Source organism: Pandoraea pulmonicola, from assembly GCF_000815105.2.
Lineage (GTDB): Bacteria > Pseudomonadota > Gammaproteobacteria > Burkholderiales > Burkholderiaceae > Pandoraea > Pandoraea pulmonicola.
Genome location: NZ_CP010310.2, coordinates 5161763 through 5188262 on the forward strand (window position 1 = coordinate 5161763; position 26500 = coordinate 5188262).

Annotated in this window: 24 protein-coding genes; 13 read left to right on the forward strand and 11 right to left on the reverse strand. The window is 64.3% G+C overall.

Features of this window, described 5'->3' with window-relative positions:
• Nucleotides 1-16: 16 nt before the first annotated feature.
• The 4 genes from RO07_RS22210 to mpl all read right to left on the reverse strand — a co-directional run bounded on the left by RO07_RS22210 (nt 17) and on the right by mpl (nt 5326).
• A complete protein-coding gene (locus RO07_RS22210; protein WP_237171322.1) occupies nt 17-991 on the reverse strand; it encodes an energy transducer TonB in 975 nt (324 codons plus the stop codon).
• Nucleotides 985-3147 carry a ribonuclease catalytic domain-containing protein gene (locus tag RO07_RS22215; protein WP_039405877.1) on the reverse strand — a complete coding sequence of 721 codons (2163 nt, stop codon included), beginning with the start codon at nt 3145-3147 and terminating at the stop codon, nt 985-987. Before RO07_RS22215 ends, RO07_RS22210 begins: the two co-directional genes overlap by 7 nt.
• Before the next feature lie 77 nt (nt 3148-3224).
• Nucleotides 3225-3836 (reverse strand): YqiA/YcfP family alpha/beta fold hydrolase, encoded by a 612-nt coding sequence (locus RO07_RS22220; protein WP_039405880.1) that lies wholly within the window; start codon nt 3834-3836, stop codon nt 3225-3227.
• Nucleotides 3837-3943: 107 nt separating this feature from the next.
• Nucleotides 3944-5326 carry a UDP-N-acetylmuramate:L-alanyl-gamma-D-glutamyl-meso-diaminopimelate ligase gene (mpl, locus tag RO07_RS22225; protein WP_039405883.1) on the reverse strand — a complete coding sequence of 461 codons (1383 nt, stop codon included), beginning with the start codon at nt 5324-5326 and terminating at the stop codon, nt 3944-3946.
• 118 nt (nt 5327-5444) lie between these two features.
• Here mpl and RO07_RS22230 point away from each other — a divergent pair, with 118 nt between their 5' ends.
• The 10 genes from RO07_RS22230 (at nt 5445) to RO07_RS22275 (ending at nt 13649) form a co-directional block, all read left to right on the forward strand.
• Nucleotides 5445-6101 (forward strand): hypothetical protein, encoded by a 657-nt coding sequence (locus RO07_RS22230; RefSeq protein ID WP_039413309.1) that lies wholly within the window; start codon nt 5445-5447, stop codon nt 6099-6101.
• A gap of 111 nt (nt 6102-6212) precedes the next feature.
• The gene (locus RO07_RS22235) at nt 6213-6737 is read left to right on the forward strand and encodes a TlpA family protein disulfide reductase (protein ID WP_039405886.1); all 525 of its coding nucleotides are present in this window, start codon (nt 6213-6215) and stop codon (nt 6735-6737) included.
• A gap of 167 nt (nt 6738-6904) precedes the next feature.
• On the forward strand, nt 6905-7351 hold the full coding sequence (aroQ, locus tag RO07_RS22240; RefSeq protein ID WP_039405889.1) for a type II 3-dehydroquinate dehydratase: 447 nt from the start codon (nt 6905-6907) through the stop codon (nt 7349-7351).
• 69 nt (nt 7352-7420) lie between these two features.
• Nucleotides 7421-7885 (forward strand): acetyl-CoA carboxylase biotin carboxyl carrier protein, encoded by a 465-nt coding sequence (gene accB / locus RO07_RS22245; protein WP_039405892.1) that lies wholly within the window; start codon nt 7421-7423, stop codon nt 7883-7885.
• Nucleotides 7886-7972: 87 nt separating this feature from the next.
• Nucleotides 7973-9334, forward strand: coding sequence for an acetyl-CoA carboxylase biotin carboxylase subunit (gene accC / locus RO07_RS22250; protein WP_039405896.1), 1362 nt, complete (start codon nt 7973-7975; stop codon nt 9332-9334).
• 28 nt (nt 9335-9362) lie between these two features.
• Nucleotides 9363-10256 (forward strand): 50S ribosomal protein L11 methyltransferase, encoded by an 894-nt coding sequence (gene prmA, locus RO07_RS22255; RefSeq protein WP_039413312.1) that lies wholly within the window; start codon nt 9363-9365, stop codon nt 10254-10256.
• A 24-nt stretch (nt 10257-10280) separates the two neighbouring features.
• The gene (locus RO07_RS22260; RefSeq protein WP_039405899.1) at nt 10281-11408 is read left to right on the forward strand and encodes a DUF3426 domain-containing protein; all 1128 of its coding nucleotides are present in this window, start codon (nt 10281-10283) and stop codon (nt 11406-11408) included.
• A gap of 33 nt (nt 11409-11441) precedes the next feature.
• Entirely contained in the window at nt 11442-11942 is a 501-nt protein-coding gene (gene tpx, locus RO07_RS22265) for a thiol peroxidase (RefSeq protein WP_039405903.1), read from the forward strand.
• Between the two features lie 273 nt (nt 11943-12215).
• Nucleotides 12216-13151, forward strand: a complete 936-nt coding sequence (locus RO07_RS22270) for a carbohydrate kinase family protein (RefSeq protein ID WP_039405906.1) — start codon at nt 12216-12218, stop codon at nt 13149-13151.
• An 18-nt stretch (nt 13152-13169) separates the two neighbouring features.
• Entirely contained in the window at nt 13170-13649 is a 480-nt protein-coding gene (locus RO07_RS22275) for an outer membrane lipoprotein (protein ID WP_039405909.1), read from the forward strand.
• Between the two features lie 280 nt (nt 13650-13929).
• Here the strand turns inward: RO07_RS22275 and RO07_RS22280 are convergent, their stop codons facing one another.
• A complete protein-coding gene (locus RO07_RS22280; RefSeq protein WP_039405911.1) occupies nt 13930-14526 on the reverse strand; it encodes a histone H1-like DNA-binding protein in 597 nt (198 codons plus the stop codon).
• A gap of 718 nt (nt 14527-15244) precedes the next feature.
• The gene (locus tag RO07_RS22285; protein WP_039405914.1) at nt 15245-16387 is read right to left on the reverse strand and encodes a ribonucleotide-diphosphate reductase subunit beta; all 1143 of its coding nucleotides are present in this window, start codon (nt 16385-16387) and stop codon (nt 15245-15247) included.
• 587 nt (nt 16388-16974) lie between these two features.
• Between RO07_RS22285 and RO07_RS22290 the strand changes: the two genes are divergently transcribed.
• Complete coding sequence (locus RO07_RS22290) at nt 16975-17937, forward strand: aldose epimerase family protein (RefSeq protein WP_039405917.1); 963 nt, start codon at nt 16975-16977, stop codon at nt 17935-17937.
• 144 nt (nt 17938-18081) lie between these two features.
• On the opposite strand, the gene RO07_RS22295 is transcribed toward RO07_RS22290, so the two are convergent.
• The 5 genes from RO07_RS22295 to RO07_RS22315 all read right to left on the reverse strand — a co-directional run bounded on the left by RO07_RS22295 (nt 18082) and on the right by RO07_RS22315 (nt 24301).
• Nucleotides 18082-21033 carry a ribonucleoside-diphosphate reductase subunit alpha gene (locus RO07_RS22295; protein WP_039405920.1) on the reverse strand — a complete coding sequence of 984 codons (2952 nt, stop codon included), beginning with the start codon at nt 21031-21033 and terminating at the stop codon, nt 18082-18084.
• 387 nt (nt 21034-21420) lie between these two features.
• Nucleotides 21421-22020 carry a 1,6-anhydro-N-acetylmuramyl-L-alanine amidase AmpD gene (gene ampD / locus RO07_RS22300; RefSeq protein ID WP_039405922.1) on the reverse strand — a complete coding sequence of 200 codons (600 nt, stop codon included), beginning with the start codon at nt 22018-22020 and terminating at the stop codon, nt 21421-21423.
• A gap of 417 nt (nt 22021-22437) precedes the next feature.
• On the reverse strand, nt 22438-22950 hold the full coding sequence (locus RO07_RS22305) for a DUF1269 domain-containing protein (RefSeq protein ID WP_039405925.1): 513 nt from the start codon (nt 22948-22950) through the stop codon (nt 22438-22440).
• 181 nt (nt 22951-23131) lie between these two features.
• The gene (locus RO07_RS22310; protein WP_039405928.1) at nt 23132-23410 is read right to left on the reverse strand and encodes a PP0621 family protein; all 279 of its coding nucleotides are present in this window, start codon (nt 23408-23410) and stop codon (nt 23132-23134) included.
• Between the two features lie 6 nt (nt 23411-23416).
• Nucleotides 23417-24301 carry a cytochrome C assembly family protein gene (locus RO07_RS22315; RefSeq protein WP_039405935.1) on the reverse strand — a complete coding sequence of 295 codons (885 nt, stop codon included), beginning with the start codon at nt 24299-24301 and terminating at the stop codon, nt 23417-23419.
• 100 nt (nt 24302-24401) lie between these two features.
• Between RO07_RS22315 and ffh the strand changes: the two genes are divergently transcribed.
• A complete protein-coding gene (gene ffh / locus RO07_RS22320; RefSeq protein ID WP_039405938.1) occupies nt 24402-25766 on the forward strand; it encodes a signal recognition particle protein in 1365 nt (454 codons plus the stop codon).
• A 142-nt stretch (nt 25767-25908) separates the two neighbouring features.
• On the forward strand, nt 25909-26457 hold the full coding sequence (locus RO07_RS22325; RefSeq protein WP_039405941.1) for a hypoxanthine-guanine phosphoribosyltransferase: 549 nt from the start codon (nt 25909-25911) through the stop codon (nt 26455-26457).
• Nucleotides 26458-26500 lie beyond the last annotated feature (43 nt).

Below are 26500 nucleotides of genomic sequence, written 5' to 3' on the forward strand. Positions count from 1 at the left end.
CGCGTCCGATCGCCGTCTATCGCGGCAATTCCGTGACCGCGGCGGCCGACGTCGGCGAAGCCAGCGTTTCGGCCTGCACGCCCTGTCGCGTGAAGGTCATGCGCGTGACGATTTCGAGAATGTCGTAGCGCTGCTTCATCTCTGGGGAAAAGTCGCCGAACGGCGCGCTCGCCTGCACGATCGCCACCGCACGGCGATCCAGATCGCGGTTGCCGGAACCGCGCGTCACCTCCACGCCGGCAACATTCCAGCCGTCCTTGTGATAGCCGAGCCCGCCACGTTGGTTGACGTTGAGCGTAACGATCAACTCGCCGTAGAGGCGTTCGTTGCCGACCTGCGGGAAGTGTTCCGTACCGTAGCGCTCGACCCGATGCCGCAGAGCGTCGAAATATCGGGCATAGGCCACTTCCCGGGTGTTGGCCGTGACTTGACCGCGCTTGGGGCGGGTCTGATAGGCGCGCAACTGCTTGTCGATTTCCGCCTGCAACCGCGCAATCTGCTGGTCGACGTTCCGTTCGTCCAGTCCGTGACCGCGTTGCGCGGCATCGGCCCGGTTGCGCTGGGCCTCGGGCGCTGCCGCATACTGGCTGCGCAGTTGGGTGAGCAACTTCTCCTGCATCGCCTCCAGATCGCTGACGTTACGCTGCATCTGCGCGACCGGAGCACCGTCGCGTTCGACCTCGCGCGACGGCAACGACGAGGTGGCGCGTTCGCCGTCGTGCTCGCCGCCACCCACCAGATTGGCCTGCGCGAGGGCAGTCGCCTTCTCGGGCGCGTGGGACGACTTGGCGTTGACGAGCACGACCTCCAGCGGCGTATCCGCGCTGTGCAGACGAAAACTGTCGGGTGCGACGAAATGCACCGCCAGCGCGAGCAGGTGCACGATGGCCGAAAACACCAGTCCCGTGGCGAGCGGATGCTCGCGCATGAGCCGCCAGCCGCGACGACGCGCCGCGGCTGTGGCGCCGGAGGCCAATGCAGGTTTCAGCACGCGGCGTTTGTCGACGTATCGCGCGGCTGCGCGGCCATCAGCGCGGCCGCCAGCGGCGATGCGTCGGCGGCATCGGGAACATCGGACGCGGCGGCGGCATCGCGACCATCGCCGTCACCGCTACCGGTTCCATCATTGCCGTCGTTGCCTTCGCTACCGTCGCCCCCCTCGGTATTGCTGCCGCCTTCCTCGCCGTTCTGGCCTTCGCCGCCATCGCCCTCACCGCCCTCACCTTCGTCATCGTCGTCGGCCAACGCGGTCTGCCCCGTGCCGAGAACCTGCGCGATGCGCACCGAAATGCCGAGCGTGACGACGTCGAGCGACAGGATATCGAGCATGATCTGCGTGCCGCGCGCATGCGGGCCGAGACCCGGCACGATCAGCGTGAGTGGAATCTCGTTCAGCCGCACCGTGTCGCCCTTGAGCACGCTCGCCTGCACCTGCGAACGGTTCTCCTGGAGCAGCCAGCGCAGGCACCAGTAGCGCTCCATGCGGCTCTGATGCTCCGCGTAGGCGGCATAGGCGGCTTCGAAGCTCGACACCGTAGCGTAGAGATCGGCGTCCTTGGGCTTGAACGGCGCCGCGAGCTTCGCCGTCACGCCGTGGCGCACGCATGCGAGCAGTTGCCACTGGTTGACCAGATCGACGTAACGGCGCAGCGGCGACGTGCTCCACGCGTACTGCTCAACACCGAGCCCTTCATGCGGCGCCGGCGACGTCTGCATGCGCGTGCGATTCACGCCGTAGGCGCGCTGCGCACGGTAGATGCCGGGCACACCGCACTCGGCGAGCAATCGTCCCCAACGGCTGTTCGCGAGAATTGCCATCTCCGCGACGATCAGATCGAGCGGCGCGCCCCGCATGCGCTGCTTGATCTCGACGCGCTCGCCATCGACATAGAAGTTGAAGTCGGTCTTGTTCTGGACTTCCGGACGCAGGCCATAGCCGACCCGCGCCGCCTGACGCTTGTCGTACAGCGACTGTGCGAACGGCCACAGCAGACGGAGTTCTTCCTTGTGCGGATAGTCGCCGCTGCCGTCGGCCAGTGTCTCGGCCGTGATGATCGAGTCGAGCTCGTTGTGTCGAAGGTTCGCGGAAATGGGCACGAGTTCGGCGCGCGTTTCGGTGGCGACGATCTCGTATGTGTCCGCCTTGACGACCACATAGAGCGACAGCGCCGGGCGCGCACCGCCCTCGGCGAGCGTGTAGGCCTCCACCACGGCGTCGGGCAGCATCGTGATCTTCTCGCCCGGTGCGTACACGGTGGACAGCCGTACGCGGGCGATCTCGTCGATGGCGTCGCCGCGCGCGATGCCGAGCGCCGGCGCCGCGATGTGGATCCCCACGCGCATGAGACCGTCCGGCAGCAATTGCACCGACAACGCGTCGTCGATTTCGGTGGTCGTCGAATCGTCGATGGAGAATGCCTGCACGTCGGCCAGCGGAAGCGCTTCGGTCGGTACCGGCGGCACCCCGACGTCCGGGAAGCCGGTACCGCGCGGGAAGTACTCGTAGAGGAACGCCGCCTCGTGATAAGCACGCGGCGACGAAATGCCGCCACAGGCGAGCATCACTTCGGCGTGCGTCTTGCCGAGCGCAATCGCGGCGGCGTCGAGCGCCTTCCATTCGATCGCGTTCTTGTCCGGACGGAACAGCAGGGCCAACTCCTTGCCGCGCAAGGCGTCCGGCAGCGTGCCCGCGATCAGTTGATCGGCGTAGCTTGCCTGCAGCTCGGCCTGCTGTTGCTTGCGGGCAAGACCTGCGAGCGCCGCCTGCAACTGCTCCTGCGGCGCACGCTGATATTGACCGCGGCCCTTGCGGCGGAAGTAGATCGGGGAAGCTTGCAGCGCCAGCGCCAGGCCAGCCTGTTGCGCCGCGCTCGCGCCTTCGCCGAAGTATTCGGCGGCGAGCGCCGGGAAGGGAAATTCTTCGGCGGGCGCGCACTCCCACAGGAAACTCATGTCGATTTCCTGGGCCGCGGCCTGGGCCTGCGCGATCAGCTCGGCGGGCGTGGGCGATTCGAAGCGCAACAGCACGTCGCGTCCCTTGATCTTGCTGCGACGCCCGCCAGGCAGTTCCACCTGATACGACTCGCCCTGCTGCGACAACACCGTGCCGGCCTTGAAGCCGCCGGATTCCTCAAAAAAAATATTCATGAAACAGCCATCGATCGCAATAGGCGATATTGTAGCCCGCCAATGTGTGGCGGTTTAAGGCAGAACGGGCAAACGCGTCATTCGCCGGCGAACGGTCCCGCCGCGCCGGGCGCGGGAGGCACGTCGACGCCGGCAAAGCGCAATACGTCGTCCATGTAATTGGCGAAATCGGAAATCCCGTGGTCGCTCCCCTCGATCAGCGTCAGTTTTGCGCCGGGAAACTTCGCCACCATGTCGCGATAGTCGAGCGTCTGGTCTCCGGTCGCGGCCACGAGGTAATAGCGCTCGGGACGCGTGATCCGCTCCACATCGATCATGCGCAGTTCGTCGAGATGTCGCGGCTCCACGACGATCGTGCCGCCGCCGTGCCACATCGGCTGCTCGCCGAGCCACTTGCCCAGGTCGTCGTACGGACGCGTGGCGGGATTGAGAAGCACCGCGCGGCAACCCAGCTTTTCTGCGAGATACGTTGCGTAATAGCCGCCCAGCGAACTGCCGACGATGGTGAGCTCGTCGGCGCTCACGCCGGTGAGCAGGCGCTGCGCGTCGACGACCGCCGCCAGCGGCGAGGGCGGCAGTTGCGGACAGGCCCACTGGTGGCCGAGCCCGAGCCGATGCATGCGGGCCGCCATCAACTGCGCCTTGAAGGAACGCGGCGACGAACGGAAGCCGTGCAAATAGAGAATCATGAAGCCTCCGGAAGAACATTGTCGGCCGGCGCGTACGCCAGCCACGCGCGAGTCGCGCGGGTACCGCGCCAGTGTCGCTCGAGGGGTTCGAGCGCGCTCGGGTTCACTCAGGCACGCGCCGTCAGCGCGTCGAGCAGCTTCTGGTGAATGCCGCCGAAGCCGCCGTTACTCATCACCACGATCTGGTCGCCGGGTTGTGCCGCCGCACTCACGGCCCGCACGAGACCGTCGATCTCGCTGAACGCCTGGGCACGCGCGCCCAGCGGCGCCAGCGCTTCGGCGAGATTCCAGCCGAGCGCATCCTTGCCCGACGGTGCGCCATAGCCGAAGACGAGATCGGCGTCGGCCAGGCTCGCGGGCAGTTGCGCTTTCATCACGCCGAGCTTCATCGTGTTCGATCGCGGCTCGAGCACCGCCAGGATCCGCGCGCCGCCCGCCCGGCGTCGCAGGCCGGCGAGCGTCGTCTGGATAGCGGTCGGGTGGTGGGCAAAGTCGTCGTAGACGGTCACGCCGTCGGCCACCCCGCGCACTTCCATGCGCCGTTTGACGTTCTGGAACTTGCCCAGCGAAGCCGCCGCCTGCTCCGCCGGCACGCCGACGTGGCGGGCGGCGGCGATGGCCGCGAGCGCGTTCATCCGGTTGTGTTCGCCCTGCAGCGCCCACTTCACCTCGCCGGCGGCCGCCTGACCGTGGTGGACCCAGAACGCTTCCTGCCCGGAGGCGAGCGAATCGTTGGCCTGCGCGACGTGCCAGCCGTCAGCCACACCGAACCGCTCCACCTCGCTCCAGCAACCGCGGGCCAGCACGCGCTCCAGCGCCCCTTCGCGGCCATTGACGATCAGACGGCCCTGCCCGGGAACGGTGCGCACCAAATGATGGAATTGGGTTTCGATCGCATTCAGATCGGGGAAGATGTCGGCGTGATCGAACTCCAGATTGTTCAGAACCGCCGTACGCGGACGGTAGTGGACGAACTTCGAGCGCTTGTCGAAGAACGCCGTGTCGTACTCATCGGCCTCGATCACGAAGAAGTCGCTGTCGGTGAGCCGCGCCGAAATGCCGAAGTTCATCGGCACGCCGCCGACGAGAAAGCCCGGCTGGTAACCGGCGTCCTCCAGAATCCACGTCAGCATCGACGTCGTGGTCGTCTTGCCGTGCGTGCCGGCCACCGCCAGGACCCACTTTTTCGACAGTACGTGCTCACCAAGCCACTGCGGACCGGAGGTGTAAGGCAGATTCCGATTCAGTATCTCTTCCATCAACGCGTTGCCGCGCGACACGACGTTCCCGATCACGAACAGATCGGGCTTGAGTGAGACCTGATCGGCGTCGAAGCCCTCGATCAGGCGAATGCCTTGCGCCTCGAGCTGGGTGCTCATCGGCGGATAGACGTTGGCATCGCAACCCGTGACGGTGTGACCGGCCTGACGCGCGAGGACTGCCAGACCGCCCATGAACGTGCCGCAGATACCAAGAATATGAATATGCATGGATGGGGAGCGTGGTGAGAACGGGTCGGACCCGTACGGGAATCGGGGTAGTGCAAAGCCAAGGGCTCCATTGTACCTGCGGCGAGCCGGGCAACGCCTTTCGGGTATCATCGACGACATGACACGCAAATCCTGGAACGACGCCCAGCGCCTGCGCGAAGAAATTGCGCTGGCGGCCGCCCGCCTCATCGCCGAGGAGGGCGCCGACTACGCTACCGCCAAGCGCAAGGCGGCGAAGCAGATCACGGGCGAGAACCGGGTTGCGGGTGAATTGCTGCCGGATAACGACCAGATCGAAGCCGAAGTGCGGGAATACGTGCAGACGTTCCTTTCCGACACCCAACCGGCCGAGCTGGCCTACCTGCGTGATGTCGCGTTGACGGTCATGACCGAACTCGCCCGCTACCGGCCGTACATCACCGGCGCTGTATACAATGGCACGGCCACGGCGCTATCCGATATCTATCTGCAGGCTTTCTGCGACAACCCGAAGGAAGTCGCCATCGATCTGCTCAATCGCGGCATCGATTACGAAGTCTCCGAAACCCGCCATTTCAATGGCCGGGGCACGGTCGAGACGTTGAGTTTCCTGTGGCGCACCCGCGGTCAGCGCGGTGAGCCGGCCGGCATCCATCTGTCGCTCTACGCGCTCGACGACATGCGCGGCGCGCTCAAGGCAACCGACGGAAATGGGCGAACAGTCCGCACGGACGCCGAGGGCCTGCGCGCGCTCATCGCGGAAACAGAGACCTCGCAGGCCGCGCACAGCGGTTGACATGCGCGCGGATCGCGGCAAGATGGCCTTCATTCGCCACCATTTCTCCGCAATTCGTCGTCGCTTTTCGTTTACCGTACTCTCCGAACTCTTTCGCCTATCTTCATCATCATGGCAAAACGCATTGCGATTCTCTTGATTCTCGCGCTGGTGGGATCGGGGACGGGCTTCTGGTTCGGCCACCGGAATCAGCAGTCGAACGACGCCGCCAACGCCGCGGTCGCGCAGTTACTCGCCACTCGGCTGCCCGACCTGGAGGGCAACGAGCAGGCCGTCTCGCAATGGCGGGGCAAGACGCTCGTCGTGAACTTCTGGGCGCCGTGGTGCGGACCCTGTGTGGAAGAAATGCCGGATCTGCAGGCGCTGGCGACGGAATATGGCAGCAAAAACGTCCAATTCGTCGGGATCGGCATCGATACAGCGCAGAACATGATCGCTTTCGAGCGGAAGGTGAAAGTCGACTATCCGCTGCTGGTCGCAGGTTACGCGGGCACCGATCTGGCGCGCGCCCTCGGCAACAAGGCCGGCGCGTTGCCCTTTACCGTGATCGTCGACACTCGGGGGCGCGTGCATTACGAAAAACTCGGCCGGATCACGTCGGACGAGGTCCGCACGGCCCTCAAGCCGCTGATCTGACCCTATCGGTATCGAGAGCCGCAGCGCGCGTGTTCAGCCGGTCCGTCGCCTGACATCGTGGGAAGCCCCGCCAAGCTTAAGCGGAGCGGGACTGTTTTTCACCCCACTGGACAAAATCGACCAACTGGCGTTTAATTGCGCCCAATTTCGTGAATTTTGATTCGCCGATGCCTCACCGCATTCTCGTGCTCCATGGCCCAAACCTGAACCTGCTCGGTACTCGCGAGCCGGAAGTGTACGGTCGCACGACGCTGGCCGACATCGACCAGGCGCTGGATACGGAGGCCAAGGCGGCCGGCGCGGAAGTGGTGACATTCCAGAGCAATCACGAAGGTGCGCTCGTTGACCGGATTCAGGCGGCGCGCGGTGAGTCGATCGACTTCATCGTCATCAATCCGGCGGCTTACACCCATACCAGCGTGGCCATCCGCGACGCGCTGGCCGGTGTCGGCATCCCGTTCGTCGAGGTCCATCTCTCGAACGTTCATGCGCGCGAAGCCTTCCGGCATCACTCGTACTTTTCCGATATCGCGCAAGGTGTGATCTGCGGCCTGGGCTGGCGCGGCTACGTCTACGCACTCGATTTTGCCCTGCGGCGCCTCGCCGGCGGGTAGTCCTTTCATCCCCTATCTCCCCTCGCGGGGCGCTGCCCCGCGTCGATACAGAATCAAGGAGCTTCCTTCATGGATTTGCGCAAACTCAAGACGTTGATCGACCTCGTGGCCGAATCGGGTATTTCCGAGCTCGAAGTCACCGAAGGCGAAGGCAAGGTCCGCATCGTCAAGGCGCCGCCCCAGGTGATCGCCGCGCCGATGCAGATGGCCATGCCGGCCGCCGCGCCGCAGGTCGCCGCGCAAGCTCCTGTCGCGGCCGCCGCTGCGCCGGCCGCGCCCGCCGCCCCGGCACAGCCGCAGGGTCACGTCGTGACGTCGCCGATGGTCGGCACGTTCTATCGTGCACCGTCGCCGGGCGCCGATGCGTTCGTGCAAGTCGGCGACTCGGTCAAGGAAGGCCAGACGCTGTGCATCATCGAAGCGATGAAGCTGCTCAACGAGATCGAGTCGGACAAGGCAGGCGTGATCAAGGAAATCCTCGTCGAGAACGGTCAGGCCGTGGAATACGGTCAACCGCTGTTCGTGATCGGCTAATGCCGGTTGTCGGACGCCGGGGCTGCCACGCGACAGCGCGCGGCGTCCGGCCCCGCTCCTCTCCCCTTACGGGCAGGACTGCACATAATGTTTGAAAAAATCCTCATCGCCAACCGCGGCGAAATCGCTCTGCGCATTCAGCGCGCGTGCCGTGAGATGGGCATCAAGACCGTTGTCGTCTACTCCGAAGCCGACAAGGACGCGAAGTACGTGAAGCTCGCCGACGAGTCGGTCTGTATCGGCCCGGCGCCCTCGGCCCAGAGTTACCTCAATATGCCGGCGCTCATCAGCGCGGCGGAAGTCACCGACGCCCAGGCCATCCACCCCGGCTACGGCTTTCTTTCGGAAAACGCCGACTTCGCCGAGCGCGTCGAGCAATCGGGCTTCACTTTCATCGGCCCGCGTCCCGACACTATCCGCCTGATGGGCGACAAGGTCTCGGCCAAGCAGACCATGATCAAGACCGGCGTGCCGTGCGTGCCGGGTTCGGAAGGCGCGTTGCCCGACGATCCGAAGGAGATCGTGCGCATTGCACGCCAGATCGGCTATCCGGTGATCATCAAGGCCGCAGGCGGCGGCGGCGGTCGCGGCATGCGCGTGGTGCACACCGAAGCCGCGCTGGTGAACGCCGTCAACATGACGCGTGAAGAGGCCGGCCGTGCTTTCGGCAACCCGGAAGTCTATATGGAGAAGTTCCTCGAGAACCCGCGCCATATCGAAATCCAGGTGCTCGCCGACAAGCACAAGAACGCCGTCTGGCTGGGCGAGCGCGACTGCTCGATGCAGCGTCGTCACCAGAAGGTGATCGAAGAGGCGACCGCGCCGCTGATTCCGCGCCGTCTGATCGAGCGCATCGGCGACCGTTGCGCCGACGCTTGCAAGAAGATGGGCTACGTGGGCGCCGGTACGTTCGAATTCCTGTACGAGAACGGCGAGTTCTACTTCATCGAGATGAACACCCGCGTGCAGGTCGAACACCCGGTCACGGAAATGATCACCGGCATCGACATCGTGCAGGAACAGATCCGCATCGCGGCTGGTGAAAAGCTTGCCTACCGTCAGCGCGACATCCAGTTCCAGGGTCACGCCATCGAGTGCCGCATCAACGCCGAAGATCCGTTCAAGTTCACGCCGTCGCCGGGGCGCATCACGTCCTGGCACATGCCGGGCGGCCCCGGCATTCGCGTCGACTCGCACGCCTACAACGGCTACTTCGTGCCGCCCAACTACGATTCGATGATCGGCAAGCTGATCGCCTACGGTGCAACGCGCGAGCAGGCCATCCGCCGCATGCGCGTGGCGCTGTCGGAAATCGTGATCGAAGGTATCCAGACGAACATCCCGCTGCACCGGGAACTGATGCTCGACGCCAAGTTCGTCGAAGGCGGCACGAGCATTCACTATCTGGAACACAAGCTGGCGCAGAAGTCTGCCGTCGGCGGCAATTAAGCATCAATTGAAGCAGGAACCGCTCGCCATGTATCGCGAAATCGTCGTTGAAGTTGCCCGCGCCCAAGCCGAGGCCCTGTCGGACGCCCTGCTCGATCTGGGCGTGCTGTCGGTGTCCGTGGAGGACGCGGACGCCGACACGCCCGACGAGCAACCGATGTTCGGCGAGCCGGGCCTCACCCCGAAGGACACCGCGTGGCAACGCTCGCGCGTGGTGGCCCTCGTGGGCGAGGACCAGGACGCCGCCGTGCTGCTCGCGGCGGCCGTCAACGAGCTCGGCCTCGGCGAGTCGCCGGCGTTTGCGCTGCGCGACGTCGAGGAGCAGGACTGGGTGCGTCTGACGCAATCGCAGTTCGAGCCGATGCAGATCGGCCAGCGCATCTGGGTCGTGCCATCCTGGCACGACGCGCCGGATGCCGACGCCCTGGTGCTCGAGCTCGATCCGGGTCTGGCGTTCGGCACCGGCAGCCACCCGACCACGCGTCTTTGCATGGAATGGCTCGAGCAGCACGTGCAGCCCGGACAGTCGTTGCTCGACTATGGCTGCGGCTCGGGCATTCTGGCCATTCTGGCTCGCAAGTGCGGCGCGGATCCTGTCGTCGGCATCGATATCGACCCGCAGGCGGTCGAATCGGCCCGCTACAACAGCGAACGCAATCACGCACCGGTCGAATACGGGCTGCCCGACGATCTGCGTGACGGTCAATTCGATATCGTGGTCGCGAACATCCTGTCGAATCCCCTCAAGCTGCTCGCGTCGATGTTGACGTCGCGCGTAGCGCCGGGGGGACGGCTCGCGCTGTCGGGCGTGCTGGAGCGACAGGCCGACGAAGTGATCGCGGCCTACGCGCCCTATATGAAGATGTCGGTCTGGCGCGCTCACGACGGCTGGGTCTGCCTGCACGGGCAGGCCGCCAGCTGAGCCGACGACGACGCGACGACTCCCATGAACCAGTCCTCGCGCGTTCTCGCCACTCGCTGCCCCCACTGTCATACCGTCTTTCGCGTCGTCGGGGATCAACTCAAGCTGCGCGACGGCCTCGTGCGCTGCGGCCACTGTCACGAAGTGTTCGACGGGCGCGCCTATCTGTGCGAGCCGCCGAACGATGAGGCTGGCTCCCCGGCCGCGGGCATCCAGCCAGCAGCGGAAGTTGCACGCAACACGCCAGCAAGCGTTGCAAACGCCGTCGACGCCGGCAATCTCGCACAAACTGCCGACGCCACCCCCGCCCCGGCGGTCGCGTCCCGGACCGCGGACAACACCGACACGTCGGTCGCTTCGACACAAGGCGCCAGTTCCGGCGGCGAGAAGCGGCCGATTCCGGAAATGCTCACGCCCACGGCCATTGCCGCGCTGCTCGGTACGCCCGACGAAAGCCGCGCTCAGATGCAGCACGGCCCAGGTCGCTATCTCGACGACGATCCCGCCGCGCTGGACGCTCCCACATCCGCGCCGGCTCACACCACGGCACAGACGTCGTCCGGCAGCGCCGAACGCGCTGGGCGCCCGCGCGCCGCGCGCGTGGTCTGGCGCGTGCTGCTCACGCTGACGATCGTGGGCCTGCTTGCGCAATGGGCGTGGCTCGAGCGCGCGGGGCTCGTCGACCGCATTCCGGCATTGCGCGGCGTATTCGCGGCAGTGGGCCGTCCGCTGCACGTGACGGTGGCGCCGCCCCGTCAGCCGGACATGATCCAGATTTCGAGCGTCACGCTCGTGACCGATGAACCGGGCGCGAGCGACGCGATGGTCGGCGCGACGGCCGATACGGCATCGGGTGTGAGCGTCGCAAGCGACGTTTCGTCCTCACCCGGCGACACCGTGCCGATGACGCTCACCGTCTTCATTCGCAATCAGGCCGATTACACGCTCGCCTGGCCGTCGCTCGAGCTGACGCTGTCGGACATCGACGGCAAGCCGGTCGTGCGACGGGTTTTCGGCGCCGACGACTACGTCACCGATGCCTCGTTGCGCGATGCTGGGATGGCGCCACGCAACGAGCGCACGATTCGGTTACGATTGTCGGCGCAGGCTGCGCTAGCCAGTAACTATCGGGTGCTCGCGTTCTATCCTTGAAACGCGATGCCACACTCAACCTAGGAGATATCGATGTCCCAAGTCACGCTCGGGGGCAACCCCATCGAAGTTGACGGCCAGTTCCCGCAGAAGGGGCAGACCGCACCGGCCTTCAAGCTGGTCAACGCCAAGCTGCAGGACGTCTCGCTCGACGACTTCGCCGGCAAGCGCAAGATCCTCAACATTGTGCCGAGCCTCGACACGCCGACCTGCGCTACGTCTACCCGCAAGTTCAACGAAGCAGCCAGCAAGCTCGAGAACACCGTCGTGCTCGTCATTTCGGCCGATCTGCCGTTCGCGATGAGCCGTTTCTGCGCCACCGAAGGGCTGACCAACGTCGTTACGCTGTCGACCATGCGCGGCCGTGATTTCCTCAAGGACTACGGTGTGGCGATCTCCACCGGCCCGCTCGCCGGCGTTGCGGCCCGCGCCGTCGTGGTGCTCGACGCGGACAACCGTGTCATCCACGCCGAACTCGTGCCGGAAATCAAGAACGAGCCGAACTACGACGCGGCACTCGCCGCCAAGGCGTAAGCCATTGCCGTTCGGTCCGGTGTGCTCACGCGCCTGCACACCGGCATCGTGATTTCGCTGGTGCGAATCGAAACGCTTCGGCGCTTCTCGATACACGTCGCAGTGCGTCGATGTCCGCCGGCAGCGTTTCCCCGTTTCTCCGGCTTCTTCGGTGTCGCCGGTTTCCGCCAGATGGCGCCGCTTCCTCTGTGACGACTGGGCGAAGTGGCGCCCACACCGCGGCCGCCTGTCGAGACTTGCAGCCCCCCAACACCTTTCGCAAGGATCTATCCCGTGACTACCGTGATCTGCGGCTCGCTCGCCTACGACAACATCATGACGTTCGAAGGCCGCTTCGGCGAGCACATCCTGCCTGATCAGGTGCATATCCTGAACGTCAGCTTCCTGGTGCCGACGATGCGCCGCAATTTCGGCGGCTGCGCGGGCAACATCGGCTACAGCCTCCACCTGCTCGGCGGCAAGCCGCTCGTCATGGCCACGGTCGGCGAAGATGGCGCTGCCTACCTCGAGCGCTTCCAGTCGCTCGGCATGACGACCGAATTCGTGCGCACCGTGACCGGCAGCATGACCGCCAACGCGATGATCACGACCGATCTGGACAACAACCAGATCACCGCCTTCCACCCGGGCGCAATGATGTTCTCGGCGCAAAACCGCGTGGCCGATGCGAAGGGCGCCAAGCTCGGCATCGTCGCCCCGGACGCCCCCGACGCCATGCTCACCCACGCCGAAGGTTTCGCCGCCGCCGGAGTACCCTTCGTGTTCGACCCGGGTCAGGGCCTGCCGCTCCTCTCGCCCGAGGCGCTTCGCCGCATGGTGGAACTCGCTACGTATCTTGCGGTCAACGACTACGAAGCCAAGCTCCTCGCCACGAAGACCGGCTGGTCGATGGAAGACCTGCAGTCGCGTGTCGAGGCACTTGTCGTCACGCGCGGAGAGCACGGGGCTCTGATCTTCGCCGGCGGCAAGCAGCACGACATTCCTGCCGTGGCCGCCAAGCGTGTCGTCGACCCCACCGGCTGCGGCGACGCATTCCGTGGCGGTCTGCTCTATGGCATCGAAAAGGGTCTCGACTGGCCGACCACCGGCCGCCTGGCCAGCCTGATGGGTTCGCTCAAGATCGCCGAGCAGGGCCCGCAGACTTATGCACCCACGCGCGCCGAAATCGACGCGCAATACGAAGAAGCGTTCGGCCACCGCTTCGAGTGATTTTATAAAGGCACAACGATGGCACGACTGACCACACCGCTAATCCTTCTCGCCGCCGCGGCTTCGCTCTCCCTGTCCGCCTGCACGGCGTTCGGTCCGAGCAACTCCGCGAGCGTCTACAGCAGCCGTCAGGCACAACGTGAACAGGTCGTACGCATGGGCACGGTCGAGTCGGTTCGTCCGGTCACGATCGACAGCAGCAATGGCGAACCGGGCATTCTCGGCATCGCGGGCGGCGGCGCGCTCGGCGCCATCGGCGGCAGCGCCATCGGTGGCGGCCGCGGTTCGATCGCGACGGGTATCGTCGGCGGTTTGCTGGGTGCGGTTGCCGGGCAAGCCATCGAGAACCGCATGAGCAAGAAGGCCGGCCTGGAAATCACCGTGCGGCTCGACAACGGCGAACTGCGTGCGATCACGCAGGATGCCGACGAGGCCTTCCAGCCGGGCCAGCGCGTACGCTTGCTCTCGAGCGGTGGCGTGACGCGCGTGACGCACTGACCACTGGCGCTTCGGTATTATTCGGTACGGCAGGCGCAACGAACGCGATGCGCTGGCAATGAGGCGGCAAGGGAGCGAGGCGAGATTGCTTCGCCTCACTCCGCATCTCGACGGGCGACACATGTCGCCCGTTTTTCATTGGGGCGGTATGGACGCGGCATGGGTGAGGCCCATGAAAAAACCCGCTGTGACACCTAAGCATCACAGCGGGTTTCGGATCGAGTAGGCCTACTCGATCAAAAGACACCGAAGTGCCTTGGTTCCTGCATCGGCACTCGAATTACGGACGGCTGCCGGTCGGGAACGGCCATGCCGCTGCCGGGTTCAGTGCCGTCTTTGCTGCAGCCGGAGCCGCTGCGGGAGCAGCAGCAGCGGCAGGCTTGGCGGCGACCTTCTTCGCAGCAGGCTTCTTGGCAGCGGCCTTCTTCGCAGCGGGCTTCTTGGCAGCAGCCTTCTTCGCAGCAGGCTTCTTGGCGGCAGCCTTCTTCGCAGCAGGCTTCTTGGCAGCAGCCTTCTTCGCAGCCGGCTTCTTGGCGGCAGCCTTCTTGGCAGCAACCTTCTTCACTGCCTTCTTGGCTGCCGGCTTCTTGGCGGCGACTTTCTTGACCGCGGCCTTCTTGGCCGCCGGCTTCTTGGCGGCAACCTTCTTCACTGCCTTCTTGGCTGCCGGCTTCTTAGCGGCAACCTTCTTCACTGCTGCCTTCTTGGCGACCGGCTTCTTCGCCGCGGCCTTCTTGGCTGCCGGCTTCTTGGCGGCAACCTTCTTCACTGCTGCCTTCTTGGCGACCGGCTTCTTGGCGGCCACGGCCTTCTTGGCGACGGGCTTCTTGGCAGCAGCCTTCTTGGCTGCGGGTTTTTTCTTAGCAGTAGTAGCCATCACATTACTCCTTAACGTAAGAGATCACTCAAACAAACCACCTGAGAAGGAAACCCGACCACCGCGCGGCGAACCGCCGGCGAGCGGGCTATTCATCGGCGTACGCATCGGACATCGACGGCTTACGCTAATGAATTCGGCGCTGCGCGCATGATGCGGACCGTGTGTGCTCACGCGCGCAAAAAAATTGCCGGCGACATTGCCGCCAGCAATTCGATTGTCTTGAGAAGGGGGATTCGCCAGATTCTTCGGGGGGTAGCTTGCCTGTCCCGTCATCGGGATGGAGGAGATTGCGATAGCGGATAAGCGATACTGCTTGCTATGCACCAAGGTTTTTACGCTCCGTAACTACCAGCTCTCTGTCGCGGGAGGAAAGCGATGCACGCTTTCGTGTGTTCATCGAGACTGCAATTTATTTGAGCGAATAATAATTCTTTTGTGATGCGATGTTAATACTTTGCGCACAAAAAAGCGCACATCAATCGCAATGAAGAAGTCAATCTGTTGTATTTGATGCACAGCGCACTCGCATGTCGATGTGCGCGACGCGCTCACGAAGCGTTCGTCTCGACGCGTGGGCGAGGATGATGTGCGTGACCTGCGCGTTCTCTTCTGCTTCTCTTGCTACCAGTCACACGTGCGCCGCACGCACACATCACCCTCTTGAAAGCCGCATGGCTGCTGGCTTTGCAGCCAGCAGCCCATTTCTTCGAATTGCTTAGTCCCAGCTCAGTGCGCCACCGGTCTGGTACTCGATCACTCGCGTCTCGAAGAAGTTGCGCTCCTTCTTCAAGTCGATCATCTCGCTCATCCACGGGAACGGATTCTCTTCGTTCGGATAGAGCGCTTCGAGACCGATCTGGGCGCAACGACGGTTCGCGATGAAGCGCAGATAGCTCTTGAACATGCCCGCGTTCAGGCCGAGCACGCCGCGCGGCATCGTGTCTTCGGCGTAGCGGTACTCCAGCTCGACAGCCTTCAGGAACAGATTGCGGATCTCTTCGCGGAACTCCGGCGTCCACAGGTTAGGGTTTTCCAGCTTCACCTGGTTGATCAGGTCGATGCCGAAGTTGCAGTGCATCGACTCGTCGCGCAGGATGTACTGATACTGCTCTGCGGCGCCGGTCATCTTGTTCTGGCGGCCCAGCGCGAGGATCTGCGTGAAGCCGACGTAGAAGAACAGGCCTTCCATGATGCAGGCGAACACGATCAGCGAGCGCAGCAGCTTCTGGTCGGCTTCCTGCGTGCCGGTCGTGAACGACGGGTCGGCCACCACCTCGATGAACGGCAGCAGGAACTCGTCCTTGTCGCGAATCGACGGCACTTCGTGATACGCGTTGAAGATCTCGCCCTCGTCCAGGCCCAGGCTCTCGACGATGTATTGGTAAGCGTGCGTGTGGATCGCCTCTTCGAACGCCTGGCGCAGCAGGAACTGGCGGCACTCAGGCGCCGTGATGTGGCGGTAGGTGCCCAGCACGATGTTGTTCGCGGCGAGCGAGTCGGCCGTCACGAAGAAGCCGAGGTTGCGCTTGATGATGCGTCGCTCGTCTTCCGTCAGGCCGTTCGGATCCTTCCACAGGGCGATGTCGCGCGACATGTTGATTTCCTGCGGCATCCAGTGGTTCGCGCAACCGGCCAGATACTTTTCCCAGGCCCACTTGTACTTGAAGGGCACCAGTTGGTTCACGTCCGTCGTGCCGTTGATCACGCGCTTGTCGGAAGCGCTCACGCGGCGCGTGGACTGCGAGGCGATCACATTCGGGGTATCCCCTTGCGTGCCGAGAATGTTCGGCTCCGGCGAGAGGGATGCCGCCGGTGCGGCAGGTTTGGCGATGGAGGTGTCTTCTTCCCAGTTCAGCATAGGGTCTCAGTCCGTTCAGGTTGATGCGATACACGCGAGAGCGCGCATCGCCGAAGTGACAGATCAGCCGTTCGCGTGCGAAGGCCGACAAAAAACTTGCGATCCGGCGGCCGGCAACCTTTCGCCAACCGCGCGAAATTCGCCAGGGGTCGTGCCGTGTTTCGAGGGTGACGCAGATGCGCAATTGCGCTGTTCTGAACAACGATGCCGACGCGAGAGCTGCCGCAACATCCTCACCCCCCGACGTCGAATTGGATGACTCCAATTTAGCACAATTACGTCACTCATTCCAGCTAATGACACTAGATATAGTGTCGCAGTGCACGACAAACACTATACCTAGTGTTTTCGTCGGTTCCCCTGATTGACGTCATCCGGCACTGCGGGACCGGCATCTTGCCACGAATCGGCCGCTCGCGACAGCCTGCCCGGGCTCATCGCGAGGGGGGGCGCACGCACTTGCGACAGCCGCCGGGTCCTCGTCGCGGCATTGGCGTATCCTGTGCGGCAAGCGTCACCGCACAGCGAACCAGGACAACAGATTCCGGCGCGCGCCATCTTCGACGCAGACGAAGGAGAGACCCACCATGACTTCCCCAGACGCCGACGGCGCACGCGCGAGAACGCCCGCCACCGGCCCGACGCCGCTCACGCTCACGCCCGGCAAACCGATCCGCCTGACGGCTGGCACATTGATTGCCGAGATCCAGCCCGGCTGCGGCGCACGACTTTCGCGACTGAGCCGGCGCGACACGCGCGGCGACGTCTTCGACTATCTCGTGCCGCTCGGCAACGAGCCGTTTCCTTCGGACGAATGGCCAAAAGCCGGCGCGTTCCCGATGTTGCCGTATACCAATATGTTGCGCGACGACACGCTGCATTGGCAGGGACGCGCCATCACCGTGCGCGAGGCGCCGGCGGCATCCAGTTCGCTGCACGGCTGGGGACTGCGCCGTGCGTGGGAAGTCGTCGACGAGAGTCCTCACTGCTGCGTGCTGCAGCTCGACAGCCCCGCGCAGACGGAGTGGCCCTGGCACTATCAGGCCTACCTCTCGGTGACGCTCGACCCCCAGGGCGTCGACATGCAACTCTCGATCACCCATCTGTCGACGGGCGACATGCCTGCCGGACTCGGCCTGCACCCATACTTCCGGTGGCCGGCGGGTGCACGCCTCACCTTCGAATCGGAGGCCGTCTGGCGTTCGCCCTCCGAGGACATTCGCTGGCCGAGCGAGCAACGCGTACACGTCGGCGCCATCGAGGTGGTTTCCGTGGGCGGCGGACTCGATACCGAGGGCCGCTCCACCTGGTTCGCCGAAGTCCCGACGGACACCGGCCGCTTCGATGCGCGCATCGACTACGCCGGCGGCCTGCGCTCGGCCACCGTGCGCAGCGAGGACGCAGCGTGGCTCGTCGTCCATTCGCCGGCTGGGCGTCCGTACCTGTGCCTGGAGCCGTCGACGCATCGTGTGGGCGAGTTCGACGAGGATCACGCCGTCGTGCCGCACGGTGAGACGCTCAGCCTCTCCATGCGGATCGACCTGACCTGAGGCGGACGGCACCCCACGTCGCTGGACGTCGCCCGACACCGCCAGGCGCATGCCGTCCCAAAGAAAAAACCCCGTCGGCCCGCAAGGGCGACGGGGTTTTCCGCGTGTGCCGGGCACCGCACGCGGCACCACGGCAGACTCGGCTTACTGGCAAGCCTCGCACTCTTCGAAGCCGGGATCGCCCGGACGCATCGTGCAGACAGCGCCTTCGGCTTCCGGCATCGGCTGGGCCAGCGGCGAAGTCGGTTCGGCCGAGAAGCCGCCCGATACACCGCCCGAGCTCGGTACTGCGTTGAGCGCACCGTGGCTCACCGTCGACTTCTCGACGTGCGTGGCCGCCATCGTACGGAGGTAGTACGTGGTCTTCAGCGCACGCGTCCAGGCCAACTTGTACGTCTCGTCGAGCTTCTTGCCCGAAGCGCCCGCCATGTAGATGTTGAGCGACTGCGCCTGATCGATCCACTTCTGACGACGCGACGCCGCCTCGACCAGCCACTTCGGCTCGACTTCGAACGCCGTGGCGTAGATCTCGCGCAGGTCGGCCGGCACGCGGTCAATACGCGAGAGCGAGCCGTCGAAGTACTTCAGGTCGGCGACCATCACTTCGTCCCACAGGCCGCGAGCCTTCAGATCGCGCACCAGATACTCGTTGACCACCGTGAATTCGCCCGACAGGTTCGACTTCACGTACAGGTTCTGGAACGTCGGCTCGATACAGGCGGACACGCCGATGATGTTCGAGATCGTCGCGGTCGGTGCGATCGCCACGCAGTTCGAGTTGCGCATGCCGTGAGCGGCGATATGCTTGCGCAGGCTGTCCCAGTCGAGCGTGGCCGACATGTCGACGTCCACGTAACCACCGCGTTCTTCGGCCAGCAGCTTGAGCGAGTCTTGCGGGAGGATGCCGCGATCCCACAGCGAACCCTTGTACGACGAATACTGACCACGTTCCTTGGCCAGCTCGGTCGACGCCCAGTAGGCGTAGTAGCACACGGCTTCCATCGAACGGTCGGCGAACTCGACGGCGGCGTTCGATGCGTACGGCGTACGCAGCAGGTGCAGGCAGTCCTGGAAGCCCATGATGCCCATGCCCACCGGACGATGATGCAGGTTCGAATTGCGCGCCTTCGCCACCGCGTAGTAGTTGATGTCGATGACGTTATCGAGCATGCGCATCGCCACGCGAATGGTGCGCTGCAGCTTCTCGTGATCGAGCTCGTAACCGTTCGCGGTCTGCTTCATGTGCGCCACGAGGTTCACCGAGCCGAGGTTGCACACGGCGATTTCGGTCTCGCTCGTGTTGAGCGTGATTTCCGTGCACAGGTTCGACGAATGCACCACGCCCACGTGCTGCTGCGGCGAGCGGATGTTGCACGGATCCTTGAACGTGATCCACGGATGGCCGGTTTCGAACAGCATGCCCAGCATCTTGCGCCAGAGCGCCTGCGCCGGCACCTTCTTGAACAGCTTGATCTCGCCGCGCGCGGCCTTGTCTTCGTAGGCCGTGTACGCCTGTTCGAAGGCCTTGCCGTATTTGTCGTGCAGGTCCGGGCAGGTCGAGGGCGAGAACAGCGTCCATTCGCTGCCCTCCATCACGCGCTTCATGAACAGATCGGGAATCCAGTTCGCCGTGTTCATGTCATGCGTACGGCGACGGTCGTCACCCGTGTTCTTGCGCAGTTCCAGGAATTCTTCGATGTCCAGGTGCCACGTTTCCAGATAGGCGCACACGGCGCCCTTGCGCTTGCCGCCCTGGTTCACGGCCACGGCCGTGTCGTTGACCACCTTCAGGAACGGCACCACACCCTGGCTCTTGCCGTTCGTGCCCTTGATGTGCGAGCCGAGCGCGCGAACCTGCGTCCAGTCGTTGCCCAGACCGCCGGCGAACTTCGAGAGCAGCGCGTTTTCCTTGAGCGCTTCGTAGATGCCCTCCAGGTCGTCCGAGACGGTCGTCAGGTAGCACGACGAGAGCTGCGAGCGGCGCGTACCCGAGTTGAACAACGTCGGGGTCGAGCTCATGAAGTCGAAGCTCGACAGGATCTGGTAGAACTCGATCGCGCGGGCTTCACGCTCGACTTCGTTCAGCGCCAGGCCCATCGCCACACGCATATAGAACGCCTGCGGCATTTCGATGCGGTGACCGTCGATGTGCAGGAAGTAACGGTCGTACAGCGTCTGCAGGCCCAGGTAGTTGAACTGCAGATCGCGCGAGGCGTCGAGCGCGGCGCCCAGCTTGGCCAGATCGAACGAGAGCAGTTGCTCGTCGAGCAACTCGGCTTCGACGCCCTGCTTGACGAAGCGCGGGAAATACTCGATGTAGCGAGCCGGCATTTCGGCCTGCGGTACTTCTTCGCCGAGAATCTCGCGGCGGATCGTGTGCATCAGGATACGTGCGGTGACCTGGCTGTAGGCCGGTTCCTTCTCGATCAGGGTACGCGAGGCGAGGATCGCCGAATCGTAGACCTGCGACAGCGGCACGCCGTCGTACAGGTTCTTGATGGTCTCGGCCAGGATCGGCTCGGCGTCGACTTCGCTGCCGAGGTTTTCGCAGGCCGCCTGCACCACACCGCGCAATGCGGCCATGTCGAGCGGGTGGCTCACGCCGTTGTCGGTGACATGCAGCACCGGCGCGGCGGGGGCGGCGGTCTCCGGCTTTGCCTCGCCCGCATGAGCACGCTCTTGCGAACGTTTTTCACGGTAGAGCACGTAGGCGCGCGCCACATTGTGTTCGCCTTCGCGCATGAGCGCGAGTTCGACCTGATCCTGAATGTCTTCGATGTGGAACGTACCGCCGTTCGGGCGGCTGCGCACCAATGCGCGCACGACGTTCTGCGTCAGTTGTTCCACGAGTTCGCGAACACGCGCCGAAGCCGCACCCTGACCGCCATTTACGGCCAGGAACGCCTTCGTCACGGCGATCGCGATCTTCGACGGCTCGAAACCCACCACCGCGCCGTTGCGTCGAATCACTTTGTAGTCGGCGTTGGTCGCCGGCTCGAATGCGCCCGTCGTCTGGGGCGCCGACGCACCCGTGCCATTGCCGGCATTCGCCGCAGGCGTCGGGTTCGGGCGGGTGAGGTTTTCGTTGGTCTGCATGTAAAAACTCCCGTTCCAATGAGATGGTGCTGTTAGCGCGTCTCTACCAGTTTTACTGCCGGCAAAAATACGCCCTGGGGGGCGCCGATGGAGCGAAGTGCTGAACACAGCACGACCGACTGACGGCCAAGGGTTCGAGATGTCCGCTGCATGGCTTCGCTGCTGTGCCGCCTGCGCAAAACGCCGCGGGACGAGCACGGTATTGATGGTTTTGCTTCCGGCGCCGATCTCCACATCAACCACTAGATATAGTGGTCAGCACCCGAATTGGCACTAAGTATAGTGGAGATGACGCACTCCGCAAACCCAAAAATTTCTTCTACCGGGAAGGCCCGTGGCACCGCCGTGTCAAGCAAAACCTACCCGGGTATGGGGATTAATCGGGGATTAATCGGTCGGCTGAAACGGCAACGCCGCCGCGCTCAGTCCCGCCATCCTGCGCAAGCGCCGCCACTCGAAGTGCGGACCCGGATCCGTCTTGCGCCCCGGCGCTATATCGGCATGTCCGGCCACGGCTTGAATCGGATAACGCTCACGCAACAAGCGCGTGAGCGCTGCCAGCGTTGCGTACTGCGCTGCCATGAACGGCACGTCGTCGGTGCCTTCCAGTTCCACGCCGACCGAAAAATCGTTGCAGCGCACGCGTCCCTCGAACGACGACGCCCCGGCGTGCCACGCCCGCGCATCGCACGACACGAACTGCTGCAAGGCACCATCGCGCCGCACGAGAAAATGCGACGACACATGCACGCCACGGATCTCGTCGAAGAACGGATGCGCATCGTGATCGAGACGATTCTGAAAGAACGCCGCGATCTCGGGGCCACCGAACTGTCCCGGCGGCAACGATATGTTGTGCACGACGAGCAGGTCGATCGGCATGCCCTGCGGCCGGGCATCGAAGTTCGGCGACGGCAGATGCTCCGCTTCGCACACCCAGCCCTTGCCGTCGAGCGTGAAGACGGGCAGTCGGTCCGGTGCGTTCATGCGTCACCTCGCGGCGACGTCGCAACGCGCACGGACGCGCACGCAACGACGCGGTCGCATGAGCGATACACACGATACGAACGACACGGGTAACAGCGCCGGTGCGCAACCTTAGGGGACGCAGATGACTGGAGCATGACGGGCACAGCGAACTCCCGTAGAGCGAGGGGAGGCATTGTAGCCCACTTGGCGTAACGCCGCCGCCGGGCGCCCACACCTCCCAAAGAAGAAGCCCCTCGCCGAACTTGACCGAGAGGCTTCCATGGGCGTGACCACGCCCGGGGATGGCGTCGACTCGTGTCGTACGACACGCGCACCATCCCGCGCCGCTCACAGGGGCGGCGCCAAGGGCCGTTGCCGGCCGGTGAAACCTGTTGTTGCCTCGTCGAATCCGTCACCTCACGCCGTCTGCGCCAATCAGGGGAACGCCGGAATGGCGGCTTCCACGCCTTCCATGTGAGCTTCCGGGTGATGCGCCTTGAGCATCTCGCGGATCTCGTCCACCCGCCCCTCGCGCACATCCACCATCAGCAGGATCATGCCGCGCTCGAGCGGCTCGCGAAACGCCTTGAGTCGCGAGTTCGGCACCGACACGCCGATCATGCTCGACACCCAGGCGCCGAAGAGCGCGCCGAGCGGCGCCGTCACGATCATCAGTTCCCACTGGGGGCGCGTACCCACGATGGGGAAAAACGCGGCGACCGCACCGACGGCCAGCCCACAGAACCCACCGATCACGAGCCCGGCTTCCGCGCCGTGCACGATATCGGAGGTCTGAAGCAGGTTCGCCTCGTGCAGTCCCTCCAGGTCCATTTCGTCACGTGCCATGAAGTGGATGTGACGTTCCTCGACCCGGGCGAGCAGCAAGTCGCTCATCGTGCGCTGCGCACTGGCCAGATCGGGAAGAAGGAAATACATCCGTCTGCGCATTAGCATATTGCGCCTCCTGTCATCGCCCCTTCCCCTGTGTTTGTCGCTCTTCTTTTAGAAGGGGTCAGTAACTGAGTTTTAGTGCATGGGACAGGCATGCGCAAGGCGCTGTCGCGGCGTTGCCTTGCCGATCGCGACGGAATCTGCGGAATCGATGCGCGGACGGTTCGCGCGAGCGGCGTTAGACGCGGTGTTCACGCGTGAGATAGGCATCCCGATGCGTGCCGCTGCAAAAGTGCGTGCCACCGGCGCCGACGACGGATTCGCTCTCGGGAAGATAGGTCTGGCATTCGTCGCAGCGCACCATGCGCTCAGCCGGCGGCAGCGATTGCTGCGCCGTGGCGCGCGCATCGTTGGACGACGATGAACGCTTGCGCTCGGCTTCGCGCTTGCGCTCGTTATGACGCATCCACCAGGTGCCGCCGATCAACAGCAGCAGTAACAGAAGAATATTGCGCATCGCGCTTCAGCTCTCCGTCATGCGATGCAGCACCACCTCAAGAACGAAGCGAGAACCGACATACGCCAGCAACAGCGCCACGAACGACGCCAGAACCCAACGCAGCGCGACCTTGCCGCGCCACCCGTAGAAATGCCGCCCGAGCAGGACTGCGCCGAACATCGCCCAGGACACCACCGCGAACACGGTCTTATGATCGATGCGCACGGCGCGCCCGAACAGGGCCTCGGAGAACATCACGCCCGAGATCAGCGTCAGCGTGAGCAGCACGAACCCCGCGCCGATCAGGCGGAACAGCAGTTTCTCCATGGTAAGCAGCGGCGGCAGCGTCTCGAGCCAGCGCGATAACCAGCCGGTCGCCTCGCCGCCGCGCGACGGGTGCAACTGACGCTCGGCATAGATCATGAGCAACGCATGGAGCGCGGCGAGCGCGAACAGCCCGTAAGCCATGTTGGCGATGATGAAGTGCACCTTGAAAATCGGATCGGCCGCAAAGCCGAGAATACGCACATCCGGAGAAATCATCGGCAGCAGACACGCGACGGCGGCCACCGGTGTGACCATCAACCGCAGGCTGTCGAGCGGGAAGAAGAAGCTCTCGATCCAGTAGATGCCCACCGAGAGCCACAGCATGGCCGAGAGCATGTACGCGAAACCGAAGTGCATGCTGTCCGCGCGGAAGATCGTTTGATGCAGCAGCACCCCGTGCAGCACGAGCACGACGAACAGCGAGAGCTGCATCGGCCAGCGCGAGCGCGTGCCCGCGACCGGCGCAGGCGCGAGCTGCCCGCCCGCGAGAGCGAGCACGGCGTCGCGCCGGTAACCTTGCCACGAACAAACCGCCAATACGACGTAGAGGATGGCGGTCAGCGCATACAGTAAAATAGTCATGTTTCAAGTTTACACCAGCCCATGAGGGGCGCGCTGCCGTGCCTGCCATCGTCCCACGACGGGCACACGGGGCCACAGCAGGTCTTACAGGATACGTTTCATGCTCGACAATCTCACTACGCGCCTCGCCAAGGTCGTCAAGACGCTGCGCGGCGAAGCCCGCCTGACCGAGGCCAACACGCAGGAAATGCTGCGTGAAGTGCGCCTCGCCCTGCTCGAGGCCGACGTCGCCCTGCCGGTGGTGCGCGATTTCATCGCCAAGGTGAAGGAAAAGGCCCTTGGCGAGGAAGTGATTTCGAGCCTCTCGCCGGGCCAGGCGCTCGTCGGCGTGGTGCAGCGCGAGTTGACCGCCCTCATGGGCGGCGACTATGAAGGCCGCGCCGCCGAGCTCAACCTCGCGACGACCCCGCCCGCGATCATCCTCATGGCCGGCCTGCAAGGCGCCGGCAAGACCACGACCGTCGGCAAGCTCGCCAAGCTGCTGCGCGCGCAGAAGAAGAAGGTGCTGACCGTCTCCACCGACGTCTACCGCCCCGCCGCTATCGCCCAGCTCCAGACGGTGACCCAGCAGGTCGATGCCGACTTCTTCCCGTCGCAACCCGACCAGAAGCCGGTGGACATCGCCCGCGCGGCGGTGGACTGGGCGCGTCGCCATCACCATGACGTGCTGCTCGTCGATACGGCCGGTCGTCTGGGTATCGACGAGGCCATGATGCAGGAGATCAGCGCCCTGCACGCCGAGTTGAAGCCGATCGAAACGCTGTTCGTCGTCGACGCCATGCTGGGCCAGGACGCCGTGAACACCGCCCGCGCCTTCAACGACGCGCTGCCGCTCACCGGCGTGGTGCTCACCAAGCTCGACGGCGACTCGCGCGGCGGTGCGGCGCTGTCGGTGCGTCACATCACCGGCAAGCCGATCAAGTTCGTCGGTGTCGGCGAAAAGCTCGACGGCCTGGAAGTCTTCCATCCGGACCGCATGGCGAACCGGATTCTCGGCATGGGCGATATTCTCGCGCTCGTCGAGGAAGCGCAGCGCGGCGTTGACGTGCAGGCCGCGCAGAAGCTCGCCGAGAAGGTCAAGAAAGGCGGCGACTTCGATCTGAACGACTTCAAGGCGCAGATCGGCCAGATGAAGAAGATGGGCGGCCTGTCGTCGCTCATGGACAAGCTGCCGGCGCAGTTCCAGGCCGCCGCCAGCCAGACCAACATGGACCAGGCCGAGAAGCAGGTGCGCCGCATGGAAGGCATCATCAACTCGATGACGCCGACCGAGCGCGCCAAGCCGGAACTGATCAAGGCGAGCCGCAAGCGTCGCATCGCCGCCGGGGCGGGCGTGCAGGTCCAGGAAGTCAACCGCATGCTCAATCAGTACGATCAGATGCGCACCATGATGAAGAAGCTCAAGGGTGGTGGCATGATGAAGATGATGCGCGGCATGAAAGGCATGATGCCGGGCATGCGCTGACAAGCCGAAGACCGGACGCACTCCGGTCGCAGTCCGGGCATGACGACGGTCTTTCCGTATATACTCCGGGCCGCATTCGGCGAACGCTTGGCGCACCGAGCAACGTCGTCCCCCGCAACACCGTTATACAGGGTCGCCCCATATGAACCGCGAAGAAGCCCTCGAAGTATTCCGTGATTCCGAAGAAATCGTCTCCGCCGCCGAGGTCGACGCTTCGGTCGATCGCATGGCCACGGCCATCAAGGCCGCCATTGGCGACGAATTCCCGATGGTGCTGTCGGTCATGGGCGGCGCGGCCGTCTTCACCGGCATGCTGCTGCCGCGCCTGGACTTCCCGCTGGAGTTCGACTACATCCACCTCTCGCGCTACAACAACACCACCACGGGCGGTGCGATGCAGTGGCGCGTGGCGCCGCGCGACTCGGTGCGCGACCGCGTGGTGCTCGTACTCGACGACATCCTCGACGAAGGCGCCACGATGGCCGCGATCCGTGACCGGATTCTCGAGATGGGAGCGTCGAAGTTCTATAGCGCCGTGCTGTGCGAGAAGATCCTGACCAAGGAAAAGCCGTCGCATCCGGACTTCTGCGGCTTCACGGTGCCGGATCGCTATGTCTTCGGTTGCGGCATGGACGCCAAGGGTTACTGGCGCAACCTGCCGGCCATTCGCGCGCTGACCACGCCACGCTGAACGGCAAATCGAACGGCAGTTCGAACGACGAGCCGAACGCCAC